Here is a 19,083-nt window from a genome sequence, read left to right as displayed (position 1 = left end):
AAAATCGTGACCCAGACGAGTGCTCCAGTGCGAGTGACCGAGCTCGACGTCGTGATTCGCGGCAGCGGTGACGCCGGGGAGTTCTCCCGGGCCAGCGCCGAGCTCGTGGCGGCGATCAGCACCCACTTCCCCTCGGGAAGGGACGGCTGTTCGCCGGGGCCCACGGAGCGGCTCGTGCGCGTCGCGATTCCCCACGGCGACGGCGATCCGGCAGTGGCCGGACCCGTCGTGGACATCGACCCCGGATCGCGGATCGTGGTGGCCCGCGGCAACCCGGTGGCACTCACCCGGCTCGAGTTCGACCTGCTGCTGCACCTGTCGCGGCACTCGGGCCGGGTGTGCCGCCGGGAAGCGCTGCTCGACGAGGTGTGGGGTCTGCCGAAGGCGAGCAGGCACCGCAGTCGCACGCTCGACGTCCACATCCGGAAACTGCGCACGAAGCTCGGCGCCGACCTCCCGCTGATCACCACGGTCCGCGGGGTCGGCTACCGGCTCGACGGCTCGGACCTCGTGCGCCTGCACGGAAACTAGCACCCGCACCGAAGGAGGCCGCTCATGTCCGTCACCGACGAGCTGCTCGACAACAACGCCCGCTACGCCGAGAGCTTCTCCGGCCCGTTGCCACTGCCGCCCGCCAAGCGCGTCGCCGTGGTCGCGTGCATGGACGCGCGCATCAACGTCTACGCCGTGCTCGGGCTGCGAGAGGGCGAGGCTCACGTCATCCGCAACGCGGGCGGGGTGATCACCGACGACGAGATCCGTTCGCTCGCCATCAGTCAGCGGCTGCTCGGGACGGAAGAGGTCATCCTCATTCACCACACCGATTGCGGCATGCTCACCTTCACCGACGACGACTTCAAGAAGTCCATTCAGGACGACGTGGGAGTGAAGCCGGCCTGGGCGGCGGAGGCGTTCGGCGACCTGGACGCCGACGTGCGGCAGTCGATCGCCCGGATCCGCGGCAACCCGTTCGTGCCCAGGAAGGACTCCATCCGCGGTTTTGTCTTCGACGTGGCGACCGGAAAGCTCGGCGAGGTCACCGGCTGATTGTTAATTACAGAACGAAAATAATAGGACCGCTCTGTGGGACGCTTGTGACGAATTACTTTCTTTCACTGCGTGAGGTCGTCCGGACGGCTGGAACTGATACGTTTCCCCCGCTCGGAATCGCTGTTCCCGCGGAAAGGATCGTGTCCTGATGAGCGTGACGCTGCACTGGTTCCTGCCCAGTCATGGCGACGGCAGGTCGATCGTGGACCGTCCGCACGTCACGGCGGACGGCGCGAACACGCCGCGCAAGCCCGAGATCGACTACCTGGCGCAGGTCGCCCAGGCCGCCGAGCACCTCGGCTTCACCGGCATGCTCACGCCCACCGGCACGTGGTGCCAGGACGCGTGGCTGAGCACGGCGGCGCTGCTGAGCCGCACGAGCCGCATCAAATTTCTCGTGGCGTTCCGCCCCGGCACGCTCACGCCGACACTGGCCGCGCAGCTCGCCGTCACCTACCAGCAGATCTCGGGCGGCAGGCTGCTGCTCAACGTCGTGACCGGTGGCGACTCGGTGGAGCAGCGCCGGTTCGGCGACTGGCTCGACCACGACCAGCGCTACGAGCGCACCGACGAGTTCCTCCAGCTGCTGCGCGAGATCTGGTCAGGCGAGCCGGTGGACTTCGACGGCAAGCACTACCAGGTGCGCGACGCCCGGGCCTTTGACGTGCCGGACCCGGTGCCCCCGCTGTACTTCGGCGGCAGCTCGGACGCGGCACTCCCGGTCGCGGCCCGCCGCGCCGACGTGCACCTCACCTGGGGTGAGCCGCCCGCCGCGGTCGGCGCGAAGGTCGCCAGGCTGCGTGAACTGGCCGAGCAGGAGGGCCGCACGCTGCGCTTCGGCGTGCGCGCCCACGTCATCACGCGCGATTCGAGCGCCGACGCGTGGGCGACGGCGCAGCGGTTCCTCGACGAGATGGACCCCGCCGACGTCGCGGCCTCCCAGAAGCGCATGGCAGGTCTGGAGTCCACCGGGCAGCAGGCGATGAACAAGCTGCACGCCGGAGTGAAGTCAGGTGACGTGCGCGACCTCGAGGTGCATCCCGGACTGTGGGCAGGCGTCGGCCTGCTGCGCGGCGGAGCGGGCACGGCGTTCGTCGGCAGCCACGCCGAGGTTGCCGACCTGATGGCCGAGTACCACGACGCGGGCATCGAGGAGTTCATCCTCTCCGGCTACCCGCACCTCGAGGAGGCGTACTGGGTCGGCGAGGGCCTGCGGCCGGAGCTGCGCCGCCGCGGTCTGCTGGCTGGTCAGGAGTCGCCCCGGTGACCGTGCAGATCGCCTCGCTGGCCGTGCTGCTGGCGATGTTCCTGCTGGCGTCGTTCGTGCAGGTCAACCTCGGCATCCTGGCGCTGGTGGCCGCGTTCGTCGTCGGCGTCGGGTTCGGTGGCCTCGACATCGACGCCATGCTCGCGGGGTTCCCCGCCGATCTGCTGGTGCTGCTGGTCGGCGTCACGTACCTGTTCGGCATCGCGCAGACCAACGGGACGCTGGAACGCGTCGTCGACCTCGGGGTACGGCTCGTGCGCGGGCGCGTGGCACTGATGCCGTGGCTGCTGTTCGTGCTCACGGCGTTCGTGGCCGCGGTCGGTGCGCTGAGCGCGGCGGCGGTGGCCATCGTGGCTCCCATCGCGATGCGGTTCGCCCAGCAGTACCGCATCAGCCCGCTGCTGACGGGCCTGATGGTGGTCCAGGGGGCCACGGCGGGCTCGTTCTCGCCGCTGAGCCCGTTCGGTGCCATCACCGGGCAGCTGCTCACCGGCGCCGGACTGCCCGACCAGCAGCCCTGGTTGTTCATCAATAGCTTCGTGTTCAACTTCGTACTCGGCATCGTGGTGTTCTGTGTGTTCGGCGGCGTGCGGCTGTTCCGCGAGGGGCGGCGCGACGAGCCGGACGCCGGACCCGGCCCCGAGTCCTCCGGCGGCGCGGTCGCGACGGCGACCACGGCGACCACGACGACCACGCCGGCCGCGACAGCGACGACAGCGACCACACAGCGCACCCGGTTCACGGTGCACCAGGCGCTCACGCTCACCGGGCTCGCCGGACTGGTCGTGGCCAGCACCGCACTGAGCCTCGACGTCGGCTTCACGGCGCTCACCATCGGCCTCGTGCTGACGCTGCTCGCGCCGAAGGACTACGCCGAGGCCATCAGCCGCATCCCGTGGTCGGCGGTCCTGCTCGTGTGCGGGGTCATCACCTACGTCGGCGTGCTGGACGAACTCGGCACCATCGACTTCCTGCGCGAGCTGATCACGTCGGGCGGCAGCCCGCTGCTCACCGCTCTCGCCGCCGCCTACATCGGCGGGGTCATCTCGGCGTTCGCGTCCACGGCCGGTGTGCTCGGTGCGTCGATCCCGCTGACAGTGCCACTGCTCGACGACGGCACCCTGCCGCTGCTGGGCACCATCACCGCGATCGGCATCGCCTCCAGTGTCGTCGACGTCAGCCCGTTGTCCACCAACGGCGCGTTGCTGGTGGCCAACCAGCAGTCGATGGACTCGCGGGTGTTCTTCCGCAGGCTCATCATGTGGGCCGTGCCCGTGATCGCGCTGGCCCCCGGACTGAGCTGGTTCGTTTTCGTCGTGCTCTGACAGGGGTGCGTCGGTGCCCCGTTCGGGGTGATGATGGAGGGGTGAGTACCTCAGCGGGCGCCGGCCGCGAGGAACCGCCGCCGGTCAACCAGGTAAACGGGAACGTCGCGGACCAGCCCGGAAGCGTGGGCGGGAAGGGGACGCCGACACCCGCGGCGTCCTCGGAACAACCAACGGGACGGCCGTCGGGAAGGCCCTCCGGGAGGCCGCCGGGCCGTGGGGTGCCGCGCACGCGGATCAGCGCCGCGTGGGTGGCCGTCATCGTGGGCGTGCTGCTCCTGGTCGTGTTGCTGATCTTCATCCTGCAGAACCAGGACTCGGTGACGGTGCACTTCCTCGGCACCTCGTCGACTCTGCCGCTCGCCGTGGCCCTGTTGCTGTCGGTGGTCGGGGGAGCGGTGCTGGTCGCCGTGCTCGGCGTGGCGAGGATCCTGCAGCTGCGGCGGCGCGTCCGCAAGACGGGCACGCGCCGCCACAAGGCCTGAGCCCGGGGCCGCCCGCCGCGGCGGCCCCGGACCCGGCACGGCTCAGGCGGGCTGGCTCGCGAACGCGGGCATGATCTCGTCGTGCACGAGCCGTAGCTGCTCGCGCATCGTCGCCACGCCCGGGAGTTCGAGCCCGGAGAAGGCCTTGACCAGCGCCGCGTCGGTGATGGCCAGGATCAGATGGTTCACGCCGGTCGAGGTGATCTGCGACTTGATCTTCTCCGCGCACTCGGCGGGCGTACCCGCCACCGAGAGCCGCTCGGCGAGCTCGGGGGAGGTCAGCTCGTAGGCGCGGTCCACCCTGCCCTCGCCCACTGCCGCGATGATGTCGGTGAGCTCGGCGGGGTCGACGTCGTTGCGCTCCAGCTGCTCGACGGGCATCGACGACGCGTAGAGGCCCACCATCGCCCTGGCCGCGTCCTTGGCAGCGGCCGAGTCGGGCCCGGTGGCGAACACGATCCACGCGCCCAGGTCGAGCGAGTCGGCGTCGCGGCCCGCGCGCTGCGCGCCGATCCGCACGTTGTCCACCATGTACTCGTAGGCGCGTTTGGTGTAGCTCAGCGCATGGTGGACGCCGTCGGAGATCTCGCCCGCCACCTGGAACGACTTCGGCCCTCGCATCGCGCCGAGCTTCACCGGCACCCGCTCCTGCACGGGACGCGCGAACGTGAAGAGCCCGTTGTAGGAGAAGAACTCACCGTCGTGGGTGATCGCTCCCTCGTCGAGCAGTGTGCGGACCACGTGGTGGGCGTCCTTGATGCGCGAGAGCGGTTTGGTCTTGGCCCAGTCGATGCCGTACTGCGCGAGCAGGCCGAAGTTGCCCGAGCCGAGCACGCACTCGGCGCGGCCGCCGGTGAGCTCGTCCAGCGTCGCCGTGGCCTGCGCGATCAGCGACGGCTCGCGCAACGTCACCGCCGAGAGGCTCGGGCCGAAGCGGATGTTGGTCGTCTTGTCGGCGGCCGCGGCGAACAGCAGCCACAGGTCCTTGTGCCACGTCTCGTCGGCGGCGTAACAGGCGTAGAAGCCGAGCTCGTCGGCGAGCTTGATGGACTCGATGGTGTCGTCGAGCGGGTAGTCGGGCAGCATCACGTAGCTGAATCGCATTGGTCTCCCACCTTCGCCGTCGGTCATGCGTCCACGTTGGACATCACGTGCTTGACCCTCGTGTAGTCCTCGAGGCCGTAGGACGACAGGTCCTTGCCGTACCCCGAGTGCTTGAACCCGCCGTGTGGCATCTCCGCGACGAGCGGGATGTGCGTGTTGATCCAGACACAGCCGAAGTCGAGCGCCTTCGACATCCGCATCGCCCTGCCGTGGTCACGGGTCCACACCGACGACGCCAGTCCGTACTCGACGCCGTTGGCCCACCGCAGGGCCTCGTCCTCGTCGGTGAACCGCTGCACGCTGATCACCGGCCCGAACACCTCCTGCTGCACCAGCTCGTCGTCCTGGCGCAGCCCGGACACCACCGTGGGCGAGTAGAAGAACCCGCGGTCGCCGACCCGCCCGCCGCCGTGGGCGAGGTTCGCGTGGTCGGGCAGCCGGTCGACGAAGCCGCTCACCTTCGCCAGCTGGTCGGCGTTGTTGAGCGGACCGTAGTCCACATCGGACTCCGAACCCGTCCGAGTGCCTGCCGCCTGCTCGGCCAGCGCGGCCACGAGGTCGTCGTGCACCCTCGGGCCCGCCAGCACCCGGCTCGCCGCCGTGCAGTCCTGGCCCGCGTTGAAGTAACCCGCCGCCGCCACGGCCTCGGCGGTGGCACCGATGTCGGCGTCGTCGAACACGATCACCGGCGCCTTGCCGCCGAGTTCCAGGTGCACCCGCTTGAGGTCGGCCGCCGCGGCGATCGCCACCTCCCTGCCCGCGCGCACGCTGCCGGTGATCGACACCATCGCGGGCACCGGGTGCGACACCAGGTGCCGCCCGGTCTCGCGGTCGCCGCACACGACGTTGAACACGCCCGGCGGCAGGAACTCCGCGGCCAGTTCGGCCAGGAACGCCGTGCTCACCGGCGTGGTGTCCGAGGGCTTGAGCACCACCGCGTTGCCCGCCGCCAGCGCGGGCGCGAACTTCCACAGCGCCATCATCGCCGGGTAGTTCCACGGCGTCACCTGCGCGCACACCCCGATGGGCTCGCGGCGGATCCACGAGGTGTGGCCCGCCATGTACTCGCCCGCCGAGCGGCCTTCCAGCACCCGGGCGGCACCGGCGAAGAAGCGCAACTGGTCCAGCAGCATCGGCAGCTCCTCCTGGCGCGTCAGCTCCAGTGGTTTGCCGGTGTTCTCGCACTCCAGCGCCAGCAGCTCGTCGGCGCGCTGTTCGATGCGGTCGGCCAGGCGCGACAGCGCCAGCTGGCGTTCGCCCGGCGTCGCGTCGCGCCACGCGGGGAACGCGTCCCGCGCCACCGACATCGCCGCGTCCACGTCCTCGTGTCCCGACACCGGCGCGGTCGCGAAGACCTCGCCGGTCACCGGGTCGACCAGCTCCGCCGTCCGGCCGCTGCGCGCGTCGGTGTAGTCGCCCCCGACGAAGTTGCGGACCGTGCGCACCGCTGTGCTCGTCATGCGTCCTCCCTGGCTGTCGTGGAGTTCGCGACCGCGTCGCCCGCGGTCGCCGTGCTGTGCCGGTACGGCCGCAGCAGCACCAGCAGGAGCAGGCCCGCGCCGAGCACGACGACACCCGAGAGCAGCACGAGGTAGTCGTCGTACCAGGGCGCGTCCGGCGTGCGAGGCCACACCATGTTCACGATCGCGGCGACGCCGTAGAGCAGCGCCGCGACGTTGACGGGCAGACCCCAGCGGCCGAGCGTGAAGCTGCCGGAGGGCCGCCAGCCCTTGAGCCGCGCCCGCAGCGCCGCGAGCACCACCATCTGGAAGCCGAGGTAGATGCCGAGCACCGCGAACGAGACGATCTTGGTGATGGCGTTCTCCGAGAACCGGGACACCAGCACCACCACCGCGGGCACGAGTGCGGCCACGAGCAGTGTGTACGGCGGCACCCCGCGCGTGCGCGAGAAGCGCGCGAGCACGCCACTGCCCGGCAGCATCCGGTCCCTGGCGTAGGAGTACATCAACCTGCTCGCCGCGGCCTGCAGGCTCAGCGCGCAGGACAGGAACGACACCAGCACCACGGCCAGCACCACCTTGGCGCCCCAGTCGCCGAACGCCGTGGTGAGCACACCCGACACGGGATCGGCGTTCTCGCCGGAGATCACGGCGCCGAAGTCGGGCACCGCGAGCACCAGCGCGAGACACACGAACGTGGCCGCGGCGCCGCCGACGTAGATCGTCATCCGCATCGCCTTCGGGATCCGGGTGCTCGCGCCGGGCACCTCCTCGGCGACGTCGCCGCACGCCTCGAAGCCGTAGTACTGGAAGATGCCGATGAGCCCGGCCGCCAGGAACGCGGCCAGGTAGGAGCCGCCCGCCTCGGCGCCGAAGCTGTCGAACAACACCCCGAGCCCGTGGTGCCGCTCGGAGATCAGCAGCCAGCCGCCCACCACGAGCGCGCCGAGGATCTCGGTGGTGAACCCGATGAGAGCCGCGGCCGCGAGCACCTTGGTGCCGCCCAAGTTGATCGCCGTCGCGAGCAGGATCATCACCAGCGCGCAGATGATCGTGGTGTTGGTCGAGACCGTGAGGTCGAGCAGCGAGGCCAGATACGGGCCCGCGCCGTACACGACGCTCGCGATGGTCACCAGCAACGCGATCGCGTACACCCACCCGGTGAGCCAGGCCCACTTCGGGCCCCAGAGCCTGCGCGCCCACGGATAGACGCCGCCCGCGATCGGGTACTGCGACACCACCTCGCCGAACACCAGAGCCACCAGCAGCTGCCCGAGCCCGACCAGGATCAGGCTCCAGATCATCGGCGGCCCGCCGACGGCGAGCGACACGGCGAACAGCGTGTAGATCCCGACCACGGGGGAGAGGTAGGTGAACCCGAGCGAGAAGTTGGCCCACAGGCTCATGTCCCTGCGGAACTCCGAGGTGTAGCCCAGCGCGGCCAGCTGCTGCGCGTCGGAGGAGACGTCGGGCCCGGCGGGGGTGGTGGCCATTACTCACCCGCCTCCGCGGTACTGCCCTCGAGCTCGTCGAGCAGCTCCTGGCCCGACAGCACCTCACCGGCCCAGTGCCGGTGCATCCACTCCAGGTGATCGCCCCTGCTGCGCGCGATGCGCAGCGTGTCCCAGTTGGGGAACAACTGCTGTGCCACGTGGACGGTCATCAGTTTCGGGTCGACCTCGAAGATGTGCTCGAAGCGCTCCACCGCGACGTCGGTGATCTGGCGGGCGGGCGGTGGCGTGTGCTGGTCGCGGTAGCGGTAGCCGCTCATGGGGTCTCCTCGTAGGCGCGCTGGAGCCCGTACTTGCCCGGGTTCATGATGTTGTGGGGGTCCAGGGCCTTCTTCACCTGGAGCATCACGTCATAGCCGCCGCCGAGCTCCAGCGGCACCAGGTCGACCTCGCCCTCGCGGCACGAGCCGTGGCAGGCACTGATCGAGCCGCCGTTGTTCAGCGCCACCGCGGCGATGTCGCGTTTGGCGTCCACCCACGCTGCCCAGGCGGCGTCGTCGAGCTCCTGCTCCCAGATGCCGACGTCGATCTCGGTGAGGTAGTCCACGCCGGTGTCGGCGCTGGTGTAGAAGAACATGCCCCAGTCGTCGAAGACCGGGTGCCGTTCCCGCAGCCGCGCGACGATCGCGTGCCACTCGCGCCGGACGGCGGGCAGGTTCGTGTAGTTGATGGCGGCGTCCTCGCAGTGCCAGCTCATCGGCGCCACCTGCCCCTCCCGCGTGCGGCCGTGCAATGGCGTGGCGTAGCGGTCGTGGCGCGCCGCCCAGTCGCCGTGCGAGATCTCGTCGCCGAGGTAGCGCGCGCCCGCGTCTCGGGCCACCCGCATCAGCCGCCGGGCGCCGGCGCGCACCTCGTCCTCGTTGCCGTAGGCCACCGCGCACACGAGCGCGCGTACGTCGGCGGGCTGCGGAATGTAGGCCTCGTCGTCGCGGCGCAGATAGTCCACTTTCCACTCGTCGAACAGCACCGCCCCCGCGAACGTCGCCACCCCGGCGCGGGCGAGCTCGCCGACGCAGCGGTAGGCGGAGTCGAAGTCGGCGAACGCCCAGAACGGCGAGAACTCCGCCTCCGGCTTGGGATAGAGCTTCAACGTCGCCTCGGTCGCGATGCCGAGCGTGCCCTGGTGGCCCATGAACAGGTGCTTGAGCTGGTAGCCGCTGGAGCTCTTGGACACCTTGCGCCCGCCGCCGTCGCCGACCCGGATGAGCCTGCCGGTGGGCAGCACGAGCTCGAAGCTCAGCACCAGGTCCCGGGTGTGGCCGAACCGGGAGCCGACGAGTGACCAGCCGCTCGTGCCGATGCGCCCGCCCACGAGCGAGCACGGGTACGACGCCGGATCGTCGGGATAGATCAGGCCGTGCGCGCCGAGCACCTCGTTGAGCTTGAGCATGTTGATGCCGGGGCCCACCGTGCACGTCCGGTTGTCGAGGTCGATCTCCTTGATCTCGTTCATCCGCTTGACGTCCACGACGATGCCCCGGCGTTCCGGCACGGCGCCGTCGGTGAGTCCCGTGCCGCCGTCGCGCGGGACGATCGGGATGCGGTGGGCGTTGGCGATGCGCACCACCTCGGCCACCTGCTCGGCGGTGCCGGGCAGCACGACGAGGTCCGGCACCCGTTCGCGCCAGCGGTGCACCGGGAACGGCGCGGGCACGCGGGCCCGGTTGTAGCGCGCCGTCTTCGACGTCAGGACGTGCTCGCCGCCGAGCACGTCGGTCAGCTCCGCGAGCACGCGGTCACTCAGCTGGGGCGCTGCTCCGGTGGTGGTCATCGGCCCGTGCTCCCGCCCACCTCGATGCCCACCGACTCGGCGAGCAGTTCGTGGATGTCCACCACGTCGATGGCGCGAGCCTCGCCCGCCTCCGACAGCGGGCGTTCCGACCACGGGCACGCCGAGACGAGCGTGTCCACCTCGAGTTCGGCGGCCTTGTCCACCCGCGACGCGCTGATGCGGGCGGTGAGTTCCGGTTTCTCCACGGGCAGCCCGCCGCCGCCCCCGGAGCAGTAGGACCACTGCGTCACGCGGTCGACGTCGTGGAACGTCAGACCCGGGATCGCGCGCAGGATCTGGCGCGGCTCCTGCCAGATCCCCTTGCGCTTGTTCAGCCTGCACGGGTCGTGATAGGTGATCGTGCGCTCCACCGGCACCGTCGGCGTCAGCCGTCCCTCGGCGAGGAACCGCGCCAGCAGTTCGACGACCAGCACGATCTCGATGTCGAAGTCGTCGCCGAAGTAACCCGGGTAGTCCTCGGTGAAGGTGATGTAGTCGTGCGGGTCGAGCACCAGCACCCGCTTGACGCCGCTGGCCCGCCAGTCGGCGAGGTTGTGCTCGGCGAAGCGGCGTGACTGGTCGCGGTAGCCCATCTCCGCGGCGGGACCGCCGCAACACCACTGCTCGCGCATGAGGCCGAACTCGTAGCCCGCGCGCTGCAACAGCTGGGCGACCGCGCGCGGCACCGACGTCCGGTAGAACGCGGCCTCGCAGTCGACGAACAGGATCGTCTCGCCGCCGATGGGCAGGTCGAGACCCTCGGCCCAGTCCCGCACCCGGTCCTGGCTCACGGGGACCTCGCCCAGCACGGGCTCGTGGGTGCGTTCGTCGGTGAGCTCGTTCCAGCGCTGGTAGCCGGGCTGGTGCACGCCGTTGTCCACCGCCAGCGCGCGCATCTGCTTGACCAGGTCCACGGTGCGGGTGCGGAAGCGGTAGAAGTCGCCCGTGAACAGCGTGTTGGGGCAGCGCAGCTCGCAGGCGCCGCACTGGGTGCAGTTGACGTAGTCCTCGGCGACGTCCTCGACGGTCAGCTCGCCCTGCTCCATCGCGACGACGTTGGCGTGGAACGCGGTGGGGGTCCACGACTCGTTGCGGGTCACCTGCATGACGGGGCAGACCTCGCGGCAGAACTTGTGCCCCGAGGAGAAGCAGTTGTAGGCCGCGTTGCGCCAGTCGGCGAGGAACTCCATCGTCACCGGCTCGTGGCCGTTGCCCGTGCTGGTGCCGGGCTCGGTGTCTGTCATCGGTAGGCCTCCCACCGGGAACGGGGTGCGGATGCGCCGACGACCGGGCGGAGGCGGTGGCTCCACTCGGCGGAAGTCGGTTCGGGTCGTCGTTCTGGCGGACGCGGTTCTGGCGGACGCGGAAAGCTTGCGCGCACTAAGTGACTGCGGTCACAGTAGACTTAAAATATGACTTCATATTTCAAATGGCAAGGGCGGGTGGGTAGATCACGTTAAGCTCGGAGTCGCTGTGCTGGGAGGAGAACCAACGGTGACCGACGCCGACGTCTCGGGTGCCGCTCGACATGTCGTGTTCGCGCCGTTGCGCGACGGCGGCAGGGTGGAGGTCGTCGCCCGGCGCATCAGCGAGGCGATCGGGCTCGGCCTGATCGCCGACGGCGAGCAGCTGCCCAGCGAACTGGAACTGGCGGGCACGCTGGCCGTGTCCACGGTGACCCTGCGCGAGGCACTCGCGCTGCTGCGCCAGCGCGGGCTGGTCGAGACGCGGCGTGGACGTGGCGGCGGCTCGTTCGTGCGCGCACCCGTCGACGCCTCGGTGGAGCGGCTGCGCACCGTGCTGCGCGACACCGGCGTGCACGAGCTGCGCGAGATCGGCGACCACCTGCTGGCCATCACCGCCACCGCGGCCAGGCTCGCCGCCGAACGCGCCTCCGACGAGCATCTGGGCCGGCTGGAGGAGCTGGTGGACCAGCTCGCGGCCGCCGAGACCGCGGGTGAGCGCAGGCGTGCAGACGGGCTCTTCCACATCGAGATCGCCGCCGCCGCGCAGTCGACGCGGCTGACTCGTCAGGAGATCGACCTCCAGGGCGAGATCGGCGAGCTGCTGTGGATTCCGAACGGCGAGGCCATCGAGCGCGACGAGCGCGCCGCACAGCACCGGGCGGTGCTCGCCGCGATCGCAGACAGTGCGGGCGACCGGGCTCGCGCACTCGTGGAGCAGCACGTGGAGCTCGCCATCGCCAAGCTGATCGAGTTCCATCTACAACTCACGCAGCGTTCGCCCTAACCTGGGTGGGCAGACCCGCCGTCACGCCGACCGTGGAGCAGCCCGTGCAGGAAGCCAGCCCGTACGCCGGTGAGGCCGCCGCCACGGTGGAGGCCCTGCTCAGGGAGACCTTCGCCGGGACCGACGAGCTGCGCGGGCTCGCCGTCGACGTGCACCGCCGAGCCGTCCGGGAGGGTCGCGCGCCCACGACCGAGGACCTCGAGGCCATCCGCCCCACGGTGCTGCGGCTGCTGAGCCAGAGCCGCGTCCCGCTCGCGGGCACCGGTGTGATCGCCGCACCCGGCACGCTCGCCGACCGGCCGCGCTGGCTGGAGTGGTGGCGCCGATCGCCCTCGGGCGGGAGCCCGAGACCGCTGGCCGTCGACCTCGATCCCGGCAACATCGGCAGCTACGAGTACCCGGTCGCGCCGTGGTTCGACGTGCCGTGCCGCACCGGCAGGCGCGTGGTGGTCGGCCCCTACGTCGACTACGCGGGCACCGACGAGTACATCCTCACCTTCGCCGCCCCGGTGAGCGGCGACGCGGGATTCTTCGGCGTCGCCGCCGCCGACATCCGCGCCACCGACCTCGAGCGCGCACTGCTGCCGGTGCTCAACGCCGACGGTCCCGCGAGCCTGATCGTCAACGCGAGCGGGCGCGTGATCGCCTCGAACACGCCCGCGACCATCGTCGGGTCCATCGTGCGGCCGGGGCAGGGTGAGCGCCGCGAGCTGGCCCACGGCGACGACTGGCCCGACTGCACCGGGCTGCCGTGGTTCCTGGTGCGCGATCCGGCGTAGACGTCAGTGTGGCGTCAGCGGCCCGCGATGAGCGCCGCGACGGTGGGCGACCACCTGCTCGCGTAGTCGGCGAGCGCGGAGTCCTCGGTGTAGGTGGAGTCGATCAGGTAGAGCCCCGGCAGCGCGCAGGTGCCGCCGAGCTCGCTCAAGACGGGCTTGAGCAACAGCTCCGGAGCCAGTGCGTGCCCGGGACCCGCGCCGAGCATCAGCGGCACCGACACGACACCCGCGAGTCCCGTTCCTCCGGCGAACTGGTCGAGGAACAACTTGAGCAGTCCCGTGTAGGTGGCCTTGAACGTGGGGCTCGCGAACACCACCAGCGACGAGCCCGACACCGTCTCGACCGCGCGCCGGACGTCCTCGTCGCCCCAGCCGAGCAGGCCAGGCCCGAGGTCGACCACGTCGATCACGTGGTCGGCGGGAAGCCCGGTGAGCGCCTCGGCCAGGCGCCTGCCCGCGTCGAGGGTGCGTGATGCGGGCTTCGGATTGCCCGCGACGACGGTGATGGTCACATCCGCTCCTCGAGTGGGTTCGTGGTCCGACGCCATGATCACACGCGCTGAGAACCCGGTGAGCTGCGGCTATTTCTTTCCTCGTGTCAGCTACCTCGCGGTTCAGACCGCGATGATCTGCCGCTTCGGATCGGCGAGGTACTCGACGAGGTTCGCCGGCTCGTAGGGCGGGCGCATCCGCTGATGGCGCAGCACCGCCGACGACGCGGCGAACTCACCGGGCTGGTCGGTGCGGCCGATCGGGCGCACGTACGGGCCGAACAGGCGCGTCAGTGCCCGCCACGTCTGGTGCAGCGTGCCGCACTCGTCGCGGGGCGGCAGGGAGGAGAACACCCGCTCGTCCAGGCCCAGCCCGCATTCCCGGGAACGGTCGGCCAGCCAGCGCAGCGCGAGGTCGGCCAGCGCGGTGTCGGAGCGGCCGCCACCGACGTCGCCGTGGTCTCCCGCGAACCAGACCTGCTCCCTGCGCTGGTCCGCCGCGGTGGTCGAGGCCTGCCAGACCGCCGGGCGGAAGGACCTGCGGTGCTCGTCGATCGCGAGTGCGTGGAACGCCGCGCGCACCGTGTGGCTCAGCGTGGTGTCGTGGAACTGCCAGCGCCGGTTGAACCGGTGGATGAGCCGTCCGCCGCTGAGCGGGATGCCCAGCGCGCCCACCGTGTCCCACACGCCGACGAACCGGATCGGGGTCTCGTCCTCGTGTGCGTAGCGGTGCCGGAACCGCCGTGCGTTCTCCTGGCCCGGCGCGGACGCGTCGGTGCGGTCGCGATAGAGCTCGTAGGCCTCGTCGATGCGATCCGCGTGCTGGGGCCGCAGGATGCCGCAGTTGACGATGAACCCCACGGCGCTGCGGGCCGTGTAGGCACCCCGGCTGAACCCGAAGAAGAACAGCTCGTCACCGGGCTCGTAGTGATGGACCAGGAACTCGTAGGCGTCCCGCACGTTCGCGGAGAGCCCGACACCGAACGCGCCGCCGAGCAGGTGCTGGAACGGCTTGGTGCCCACGCCCGCGACGTAGTGGCAGCGCTGCTTGACGCCGTCGGCCCCCTCGGTGGCCACGCCGTCGCCCAGCCTCGCCACGTTGGTGGGGCTGCGCTGGTGCAGGGTGTTCCAGGTGCCGTCGCACAGCACCACGAGCCGCTGGGACATGCCGCCTCCGATGGGCCTTCGCGGGAAGAATGCGATGCCGCCGCGACACCGGGGTAGGGGCTTTGGGCCCGTCCACTGCGGACGGTGGTCCCTGGCGCCTCCGGCCTGGGACACTCGTGATCATGACTGCCCCATTGGCCACGTTGTCCCTTCCGTCGGGCCCGGTCGAGCTGCGCCGCGCGCAGCGGGCCGACCTGCCGGGGCTCGTCGGCCTGCTCGCCGACGACCCGCTGGGCAGGGCCAGGGAGAGCGAGGATCTGGAGCCCTACGAGCGGGCGTTCGCGGCGATCGACGCCGACCCGGCCCATCTGCTCGTGGTGGCCACGCGGGCCGGTGCGCTCGCCGGAACTCTCCAGCTGTCGGTGCTACCCGGGCTCCCGTATGCGGGCGCCCTGCGGGCACAGATCGAGGGCGTGTTCGTGGCCGCCGCTGACCGGGGCGAGGGGCTGGGCGCCGGGTTGCTCACGTGGGCGATCGACGAGGCGCGCGAGCGGGGCTGCGTCCTCGTCCAGCTGACGAGCGATCGCAGCCGCACGGGTGCTCACCGCTTCTACGAGCGGCTCGGCTTCGTCGCCTCGCATGAGGGATTCAAGCTGGCGCTGTAGCGCCACCGACCCGACAGGGAGTACGGCACGTGGACATCGGCATCGGACTGCCCTCGATCAACCCGGCCGCGACTCCGGCCCAGCTGCTGGAGTTCGCGCGCACCGCCGAACGCAGGGGATTCTCGTCGCTCGCGGTGATCGACCGGCTCGTCTACGGCAACACCGAACCGCTGGTGACGCTCGGTGCGGCAGCGGCGGTGACCGAGCGGATCAAACTGCTGACCTCGATCCTGCTGGTGCCGTTTCGGGCCAACGGCGCGTTGCTCGCCAAGCAGGCCGCGACGGTGGACCACCTCTCGGGCGGGCGGCTGGTGCTCGGCATGGCCGTCGGCGGGTACCGCGACGACTTCGACGCCTCCGGGGTGCCGTTCGAGCAGCGTGGCCGCAGGTTCGACGCGATGCTCGAGGACATGACGCGGATCTGGGCGGGGGAGTCCCGCGGGTTCGCCGGTGCCATCGGACCCGCCGGGCCCGGCCGGGACCAGCTCGTCTTCGGCGGCAGCAGCGCCAAGGCCTACGCCCGCGTCGCCCGCTGGGGCGGAGGGTGGATCGGCGGGGCCCGTGGGGTGGAGGCGTTCCGCGCGGGCGCGGCCGAGGTCCGCCGCGAGTGGACGGAGCAGGGCCGGGACGGTGCGCCGCGGCTGCTGGCGCTGCCGTACTTCGCGCTCGGCCCCGACGCGCGCCGGACGGCGGAGGCCTACCTCACCGATCATTACGCGATCGAGGGCGAGGCAGCCCAGCAGCTGGCCGCCACGGCGCTCACCGACGCCGACGCGGTTCGTGAGGCCGTCGCGGCCTACGAGCAGGCCGGCTGCGACGAGCTGGTGCTGTTCCCGTGTGACCCGGACCCTCGACAGGCGGAGCTGCTGGCCGACGTGGTGGGCCTGGGCGCCTGACTCGCTCAGCCGGAGCCACCCGGCCCGAGGGGCCAGGCGGGCGGCATCTCGTCCCAGGTCCTGCCGTCGAGCAGCCGCCCGCCCGCGTTGCGCGTGCGCCCGCCCCACTGCTTGAACAGGAACGGGATGCGCTCGGCAGCACAACGGTCGCGGACCTCTCGTACCCACTCCGGCTCCATCGGCCGGTGCCCGGTGCCGGACTCGCCCCCGACGTACACCCAGTCCAGGCCACGCAGGTTCAGATCCGGCACCGGGCCCAGCAACGGTTGCAACGACAGGAACCGCACACTCGCCGGGGTGGCCCTGAGCCGGTCGGCTCGGCCCACGTAGCCGTTGTGCTCGACCGTGGTTCCCCACCACACGTTGGGCAGCGGATCGGGCCGCAGCCGCGAGAGCACCGCCGCCATCCGGGCCGGCCGCTTCGTGAGCACGAAGAACGTGTGCCGCCCAGCGTGTTCCATCACCCGCACGACCTCTGCGAGGAAGTCCTCCGGGACGCGAGGGTGGAACAGATCGCTCATCGAGTCCACGAACACCAGCTGTGGCGCGCGCCAGCGGGCGGGCAGCCGCAGCCGCTCCGGGTGCAGCGTCAGTGCGAAACCGGGACCGCTGGTGCGGGGATCGCCGTCGCGCTGGTAGCCCGGATTGCCCATCGCCTTGAGCCGCCGGGCGAAGGTCAGCGCGTAGCAGTGGTCGCAGCCAGGACTCACGACATCGCAGCCCGTGGTGGGATTCCACGTCACGGTCTCGATCTGCCCGTCCCGGTCGAGGTCGGGCCCGCGTCGTCGCGGAGACGCCATGAGTCCATGGTGCGCCGCCGCCGCGGCGCGGTCACGCGCTGAGCGTGACCGATCCCGCGGCGTTCAGCGGGTCGCGCAGGAACGTCAGCAACGGCATCCCGACGCCGTAGGTGAACACGGTGCGCGCCGGAGTGATGCGCAGGAAACAGCCGTCGGGCACGGTGAGCTCGCCGTGCTTGGTGATCGCGGACAACGCGCCGTCCTCGACCAGGCGCAGCAGGCGCGGGTCGTCCTGGGCGAGGACGTCGGCCACCGCCTGGAACTGGACCGACGACGGCGGCCCGACCGGCAGCCGCCGCACCGGGATGCAGACGCCGACGTTCGGGTTCGCCGCGACGTTGCGGGCCTTGCGGCTGCCCCGCAGGGTGCTGACATAGAGCGTGGAGCCGACGGTGGCGTACAGCACGCCCGCCACGTGCGCCCGGTGCGCGGGCGACGACGTGGCGAGCGTGCAGAACGAGCGCCGCTCGATGGTCCTGAGCAGCTGCCGGGTGATCTTGTCCGTTGAGGTCGTGGTCATACCGGACAGTCAAGGCGAGCCGGAAGCGTCGCGGAATCGGCCCGCGTCTCGGCTCCGTGCGCCAGGCTCTCGGCGTGACCGGCCGGGATCGCTACGACGTGGCGACCGCGGCCGGCTCCTCGCGGCGCCCGCGCAGCAGCACGAGTGCCTGCACGCCGGTGTAGGCCAGCAGCACCGCACCCACCACGGCACTGACCTGCACACCCTGCACGAACGACTCCTTCGCCGCGGCGAGCAGCGACGCGGCCTGCTCGGGCGGCAACTGCGCCGCCGTGGCCACCGCACCACCCAGCGTCTCGCGCGCGGCCTCGTCGGCGTCGGCGGGAATCCCGGAGCGGTAGACCGCGGTCGCGACACTGCCGAGCACCGCCGTGCCCAGGGCACCGCCCAGCTCGAAGCCCGTCTCGGAGATCGCCGACGCCGCACCCGCGCGCTCCGGGGGAGCGGCCGTGATGATCAGGTCGTTGGTCAGCGTCTCCGACAGCGGCACCCCGAAGCCGACCAGCGCCATGCCGGTGACGAGCATCGCGAGTCCACTGTCGACTCCGAGCGTCACCAGCGCGGCGAACCCCACGGCGGCCACCAGCAGCCCGCCGCCGATCAGCCACGGCACCGGGAGCCTGCGCGACAGCCGCGCCGCCGCGAGTGACCCCGCGACCCCGGCGAACGTCATGGGCAGCAACCACAGCGCCGCCGTCATCGGCCGTAGCCCCAGCACGAGCTGGAGGTACTGCGGCATCAGGAACAACAACCCGACGAGCGCGAACACCCCGAGCATGTTGGTGAGCACCGACGCGCTGAAGGCCCGGTTCCTGAACAGGGCGAGGTCGAGCATCGGGTCGGTGAGCGCCCGCTGCCTGCGGACGAACACGACACCGAGCAGCACACCGGCGAGCACGCTCAGCCCCGCCAGTGGCTCGACGCCGTACTCGGCGAAGCGCTTGATGCCGTAGACGACGGGCAGGATCGCCGCCAGCGACAACAGCGCCGAGAGCGGATCGAAGCGTCCCGGGCTCGGGTCGCGCGCCTCCGGCAGCAGGAACGGGCCGGCGACGAGCAGCACCAGCATCACCGGCACGTTGATGAGGAACACCGAACCCCACCAGAAGTGCTCCAGCAGCCAGCCGCCGAGCACGGGCCCCAGCGCCATGCCGCCCGAGAAGCCCGAACCCCACACCGCGATCGCGATGCGGCGCTGTGTCGGGTCCGTGAAGATGCTGCGGATCAGCGACAGCGTGGACGGCATCAGGGTCGCGCCGCCGACGCCCAGCAGTGCCCTGGCCGCGATGAGCAGCGCCGGGCTGGTGGCGAATGCGGCCAGCACCGAGGCGCCGCCGAAGGCCACCGCGCCCGCGAGCAGCAGCTTGCGCCGCCCGATGCGGTCGCCCAGCGTGCCCATCAGCACCAGCAGGCCGGCGAGCACGAACGAATAGATGTCGACGATCCACAGCTGCTCGGCGCCGCTGGGACCGAGATCCTCGGCCAGGTACGGCAATGCGAACCCGAGCACGGTCATGTCGACGCTGATCAACAGCACCGGAAGCACCAGCACGGCGAGCGCCAGCCAGTCCCGGCGTTGAGCCTTCACCACGATTCATCCCC

At 71.0% G+C, this 19,083-nt stretch carries 20 protein-coding genes; 9 read left to right on the top strand and 11 right to left on the bottom strand.

Translation table 11 applies throughout. The annotated features are described in order from the left end of the window. The first annotated feature begins 6 nt into the window (after positions 1-6). The 5 genes from JHE00_RS02795 to JHE00_RS02775 all read left to right on the top strand — a co-directional run bounded on the left by JHE00_RS02795 (position 7) and on the right by JHE00_RS02775 (position 4,127). The gene (locus JHE00_RS02795) at positions 7-531 is read left to right on the top strand and encodes a winged helix-turn-helix domain-containing protein (protein WP_307831790.1); all 525 of its coding nucleotides are present in this window, start codon (positions 7-9) and stop codon (positions 529-531) included. Positions 532-555: 24 nt separating this feature from the next. Next, on the top strand, positions 556-1,047 hold the full coding sequence (locus tag JHE00_RS02790) for a beta-class carbonic anhydrase (RefSeq protein WP_200314395.1): 492 nt from the start codon (positions 556-558) through the stop codon (positions 1,045-1,047). 151 nt (positions 1,048-1,198) lie between these two features. Then, on the top strand, positions 1,199-2,317 hold the full coding sequence (locus tag JHE00_RS02785) for an LLM class flavin-dependent oxidoreductase (protein WP_200314394.1): 1,119 nt from the start codon (positions 1,199-1,201) through the stop codon (positions 2,315-2,317). Beyond that, complete coding sequence (locus JHE00_RS02780) at positions 2,314-3,642, top strand: SLC13 family permease (RefSeq protein WP_200314393.1); 1,329 nt, start codon at positions 2,314-2,316, stop codon at positions 3,640-3,642. The genes JHE00_RS02785 and JHE00_RS02780 overlap by 4 nt, the downstream gene beginning before the upstream one ends. Before the next feature lie 251 nt (positions 3,643-3,893). After that, positions 3,894-4,127, top strand: a complete 234-nt coding sequence (locus tag JHE00_RS02775) for a lipopolysaccharide assembly protein LapA domain-containing protein (RefSeq protein ID WP_307831789.1) — start codon at positions 3,894-3,896, stop codon at positions 4,125-4,127. A 42-nt stretch (positions 4,128-4,169) separates the two neighbouring features. On the opposite strand, the gene JHE00_RS02770 is transcribed toward JHE00_RS02775, so the two are convergent. From JHE00_RS02770 to JHE00_RS02745, 6 genes are read right to left on the bottom strand one after another with little or no spacing between them, the layout of a single operon-like run. Then, complete coding sequence (locus tag JHE00_RS02770) at positions 4,170-5,231, bottom strand: LLM class flavin-dependent oxidoreductase (protein WP_200314392.1); 1,062 nt, start codon at positions 5,229-5,231, stop codon at positions 4,170-4,172. 23 nt (positions 5,232-5,254) lie between these two features. Next, a complete protein-coding gene (locus JHE00_RS02765) occupies positions 5,255-6,676 on the bottom strand; it encodes a gamma-aminobutyraldehyde dehydrogenase (RefSeq protein WP_200315786.1) in 1,422 nt (473 codons plus the stop codon). A gap of 11 nt (positions 6,677-6,687) precedes the next feature. Continuing rightward, positions 6,688-8,184 (bottom strand): APC family permease, encoded by a 1,497-nt coding sequence (locus JHE00_RS02760; RefSeq protein ID WP_200314391.1) that lies wholly within the window; start codon positions 8,182-8,184, stop codon positions 6,688-6,690. Continuing rightward, complete coding sequence (locus tag JHE00_RS02755; protein ID WP_200314389.1) at positions 8,184-8,462, bottom strand: hypothetical protein; 279 nt, start codon at positions 8,460-8,462, stop codon at positions 8,184-8,186. Before JHE00_RS02755 ends, JHE00_RS02760 begins: the two co-directional genes overlap by 1 nt. Continuing rightward, a complete protein-coding gene (locus JHE00_RS02750) occupies positions 8,459-9,973 on the bottom strand; it encodes an FAD-binding oxidoreductase (RefSeq protein WP_200314387.1) in 1,515 nt (504 codons plus the stop codon). Before JHE00_RS02750 ends, JHE00_RS02755 begins: the two co-directional genes overlap by 4 nt. Further along, positions 9,970-11,217 carry a (Fe-S)-binding protein gene (locus JHE00_RS02745; protein WP_200314386.1) on the bottom strand — a complete coding sequence of 416 codons (1,248 nt, stop codon included), beginning with the start codon at positions 11,215-11,217 and terminating at the stop codon, positions 9,970-9,972. Before JHE00_RS02745 ends, JHE00_RS02750 begins: the two co-directional genes overlap by 4 nt. A gap of 250 nt (positions 11,218-11,467) precedes the next feature. Here JHE00_RS02745 and JHE00_RS02740 point away from each other — a divergent pair, with 250 nt between their 5' ends. Both JHE00_RS02740 and JHE00_RS02735 read left to right on the top strand, forming a co-directional pair. Continuing rightward, on the top strand, positions 11,468-12,223 hold the full coding sequence (locus tag JHE00_RS02740) for a FadR/GntR family transcriptional regulator (RefSeq protein WP_307831788.1): 756 nt from the start codon (positions 11,468-11,470) through the stop codon (positions 12,221-12,223). A gap of 5 nt (positions 12,224-12,228) precedes the next feature. Beyond that, a complete protein-coding gene (locus tag JHE00_RS02735) occupies positions 12,229-13,002 on the top strand; it encodes a cache domain-containing protein (RefSeq protein WP_200314385.1) in 774 nt (257 codons plus the stop codon). A gap of 14 nt (positions 13,003-13,016) precedes the next feature. On the opposite strand, the gene JHE00_RS02730 is transcribed toward JHE00_RS02735, so the two are convergent. Further along, entirely contained in the window at positions 13,017-13,514 is a 498-nt protein-coding gene (locus JHE00_RS02730; RefSeq protein ID WP_200314384.1) for an NADPH-dependent FMN reductase, read from the bottom strand. 102 nt (positions 13,515-13,616) lie between these two features. Beyond that, on the bottom strand, positions 13,617-14,660 hold the full coding sequence (locus JHE00_RS02725) for a T6SS phospholipase effector Tle1-like catalytic domain-containing protein (RefSeq protein ID WP_200314383.1): 1,044 nt from the start codon (positions 14,658-14,660) through the stop codon (positions 13,617-13,619). 122 nt (positions 14,661-14,782) lie between these two features. Here JHE00_RS02725 and JHE00_RS02720 point away from each other — a divergent pair, with 122 nt between their 5' ends. Together JHE00_RS02720 and JHE00_RS02715 are read left to right on the top strand one after the other, a co-directional pair. Further along, complete coding sequence (locus JHE00_RS02720) at positions 14,783-15,265, top strand: GNAT family N-acetyltransferase (RefSeq protein ID WP_200314382.1); 483 nt, start codon at positions 14,783-14,785, stop codon at positions 15,263-15,265. 29 nt (positions 15,266-15,294) lie between these two features. Continuing rightward, positions 15,295-16,161, top strand: a complete 867-nt coding sequence (locus tag JHE00_RS02715) for an LLM class flavin-dependent oxidoreductase (RefSeq protein ID WP_200314380.1) — start codon at positions 15,295-15,297, stop codon at positions 16,159-16,161. 5 nt (positions 16,162-16,166) lie between these two features. On the opposite strand, the gene JHE00_RS02710 is transcribed toward JHE00_RS02715, so the two are convergent. The 3 genes from JHE00_RS02710 to JHE00_RS02700 form a co-directional block, all read right to left on the bottom strand. Further along, a complete protein-coding gene (locus JHE00_RS02710) occupies positions 16,167-16,961 on the bottom strand; it encodes a DUF5131 family protein (RefSeq protein WP_200314378.1) in 795 nt (264 codons plus the stop codon). A gap of 31 nt (positions 16,962-16,992) precedes the next feature. After that, positions 16,993-17,481 carry a pyridoxamine 5'-phosphate oxidase family protein gene (locus JHE00_RS02705; RefSeq protein WP_200314376.1) on the bottom strand — a complete coding sequence of 163 codons (489 nt, stop codon included), beginning with the start codon at positions 17,479-17,481 and terminating at the stop codon, positions 16,993-16,995. Positions 17,482-17,572: 91 nt separating this feature from the next. Beyond that, entirely contained in the window at positions 17,573-19,072 is a 1,500-nt protein-coding gene (locus tag JHE00_RS02700) for an MFS transporter (protein ID WP_200314373.1), read from the bottom strand. Between the last annotated feature and the right edge of the window lie 11 nt (positions 19,073-19,083).

The organism is Prauserella cavernicola, assembly GCF_016595675.1.
Lineage (GTDB): Bacteria > Actinomycetota > Actinomycetes > Mycobacteriales > Pseudonocardiaceae > Prauserella_A > Prauserella_A cavernicola.
This window is presented reverse-complemented; position numbering and strand designations above follow the sequence as displayed.

Bases quoted from the DNA above. Each gene is read 5' to 3' on its own strand.
- JHE00_RS02790 (WP_200314395.1), top strand. From the start codon at position 556: ATGTCCGTCACCGACGAGCTGCTCGACAACAACGCCCGCTACGCCGAG.
- JHE00_RS02785 (WP_200314394.1), top strand. From the start codon at position 1,199: ATGAGCGTGACGCTGCACTGGTTCCTGCCCAGTCATGGCGACGGCAGG.
- JHE00_RS02770 (WP_200314392.1), bottom strand. From the start codon at position 5,231: ATGCGATTCAGCTACGTGATGCTGCCCGACTACCCGCTCGACGACACC.
- JHE00_RS02760 (WP_200314391.1), bottom strand. From the start codon at position 8,184: ATGGCCACCACCCCCGCCGGGCCCGACGTCTCCTCCGACGCGCAGCAG.
- JHE00_RS02755 (WP_200314389.1), bottom strand. From the start codon at position 8,462: ATGAGCGGCTACCGCTACCGCGACCAGCACACGCCACCGCCCGCCCGC.
- JHE00_RS02750 (WP_200314387.1), bottom strand. From the start codon at position 9,973: ATGACCACCACCGGAGCAGCGCCCCAGCTGAGTGACCGCGTGCTCGCG.
- JHE00_RS02745 (WP_200314386.1), bottom strand. From the start codon at position 11,217: ATGACAGACACCGAGCCCGGCACCAGCACGGGCAACGGCCACGAGCCG.
- JHE00_RS02725 (WP_200314383.1), bottom strand. From the start codon at position 14,660: ATGTCCCAGCGGCTCGTGGTGCTGTGCGACGGCACCTGGAACACCCTG.
- JHE00_RS02720 (WP_200314382.1), top strand. From the start codon at position 14,783: ATGACTGCCCCATTGGCCACGTTGTCCCTTCCGTCGGGCCCGGTCGAG.
- JHE00_RS02710 (WP_200314378.1), bottom strand. From the start codon at position 16,961: ATGGCGTCTCCGCGACGACGCGGGCCCGACCTCGACCGGGACGGGCAG.
- JHE00_RS02705 (WP_200314376.1), bottom strand. From the start codon at position 17,481: ATGACCACGACCTCAACGGACAAGATCACCCGGCAGCTGCTCAGGACC.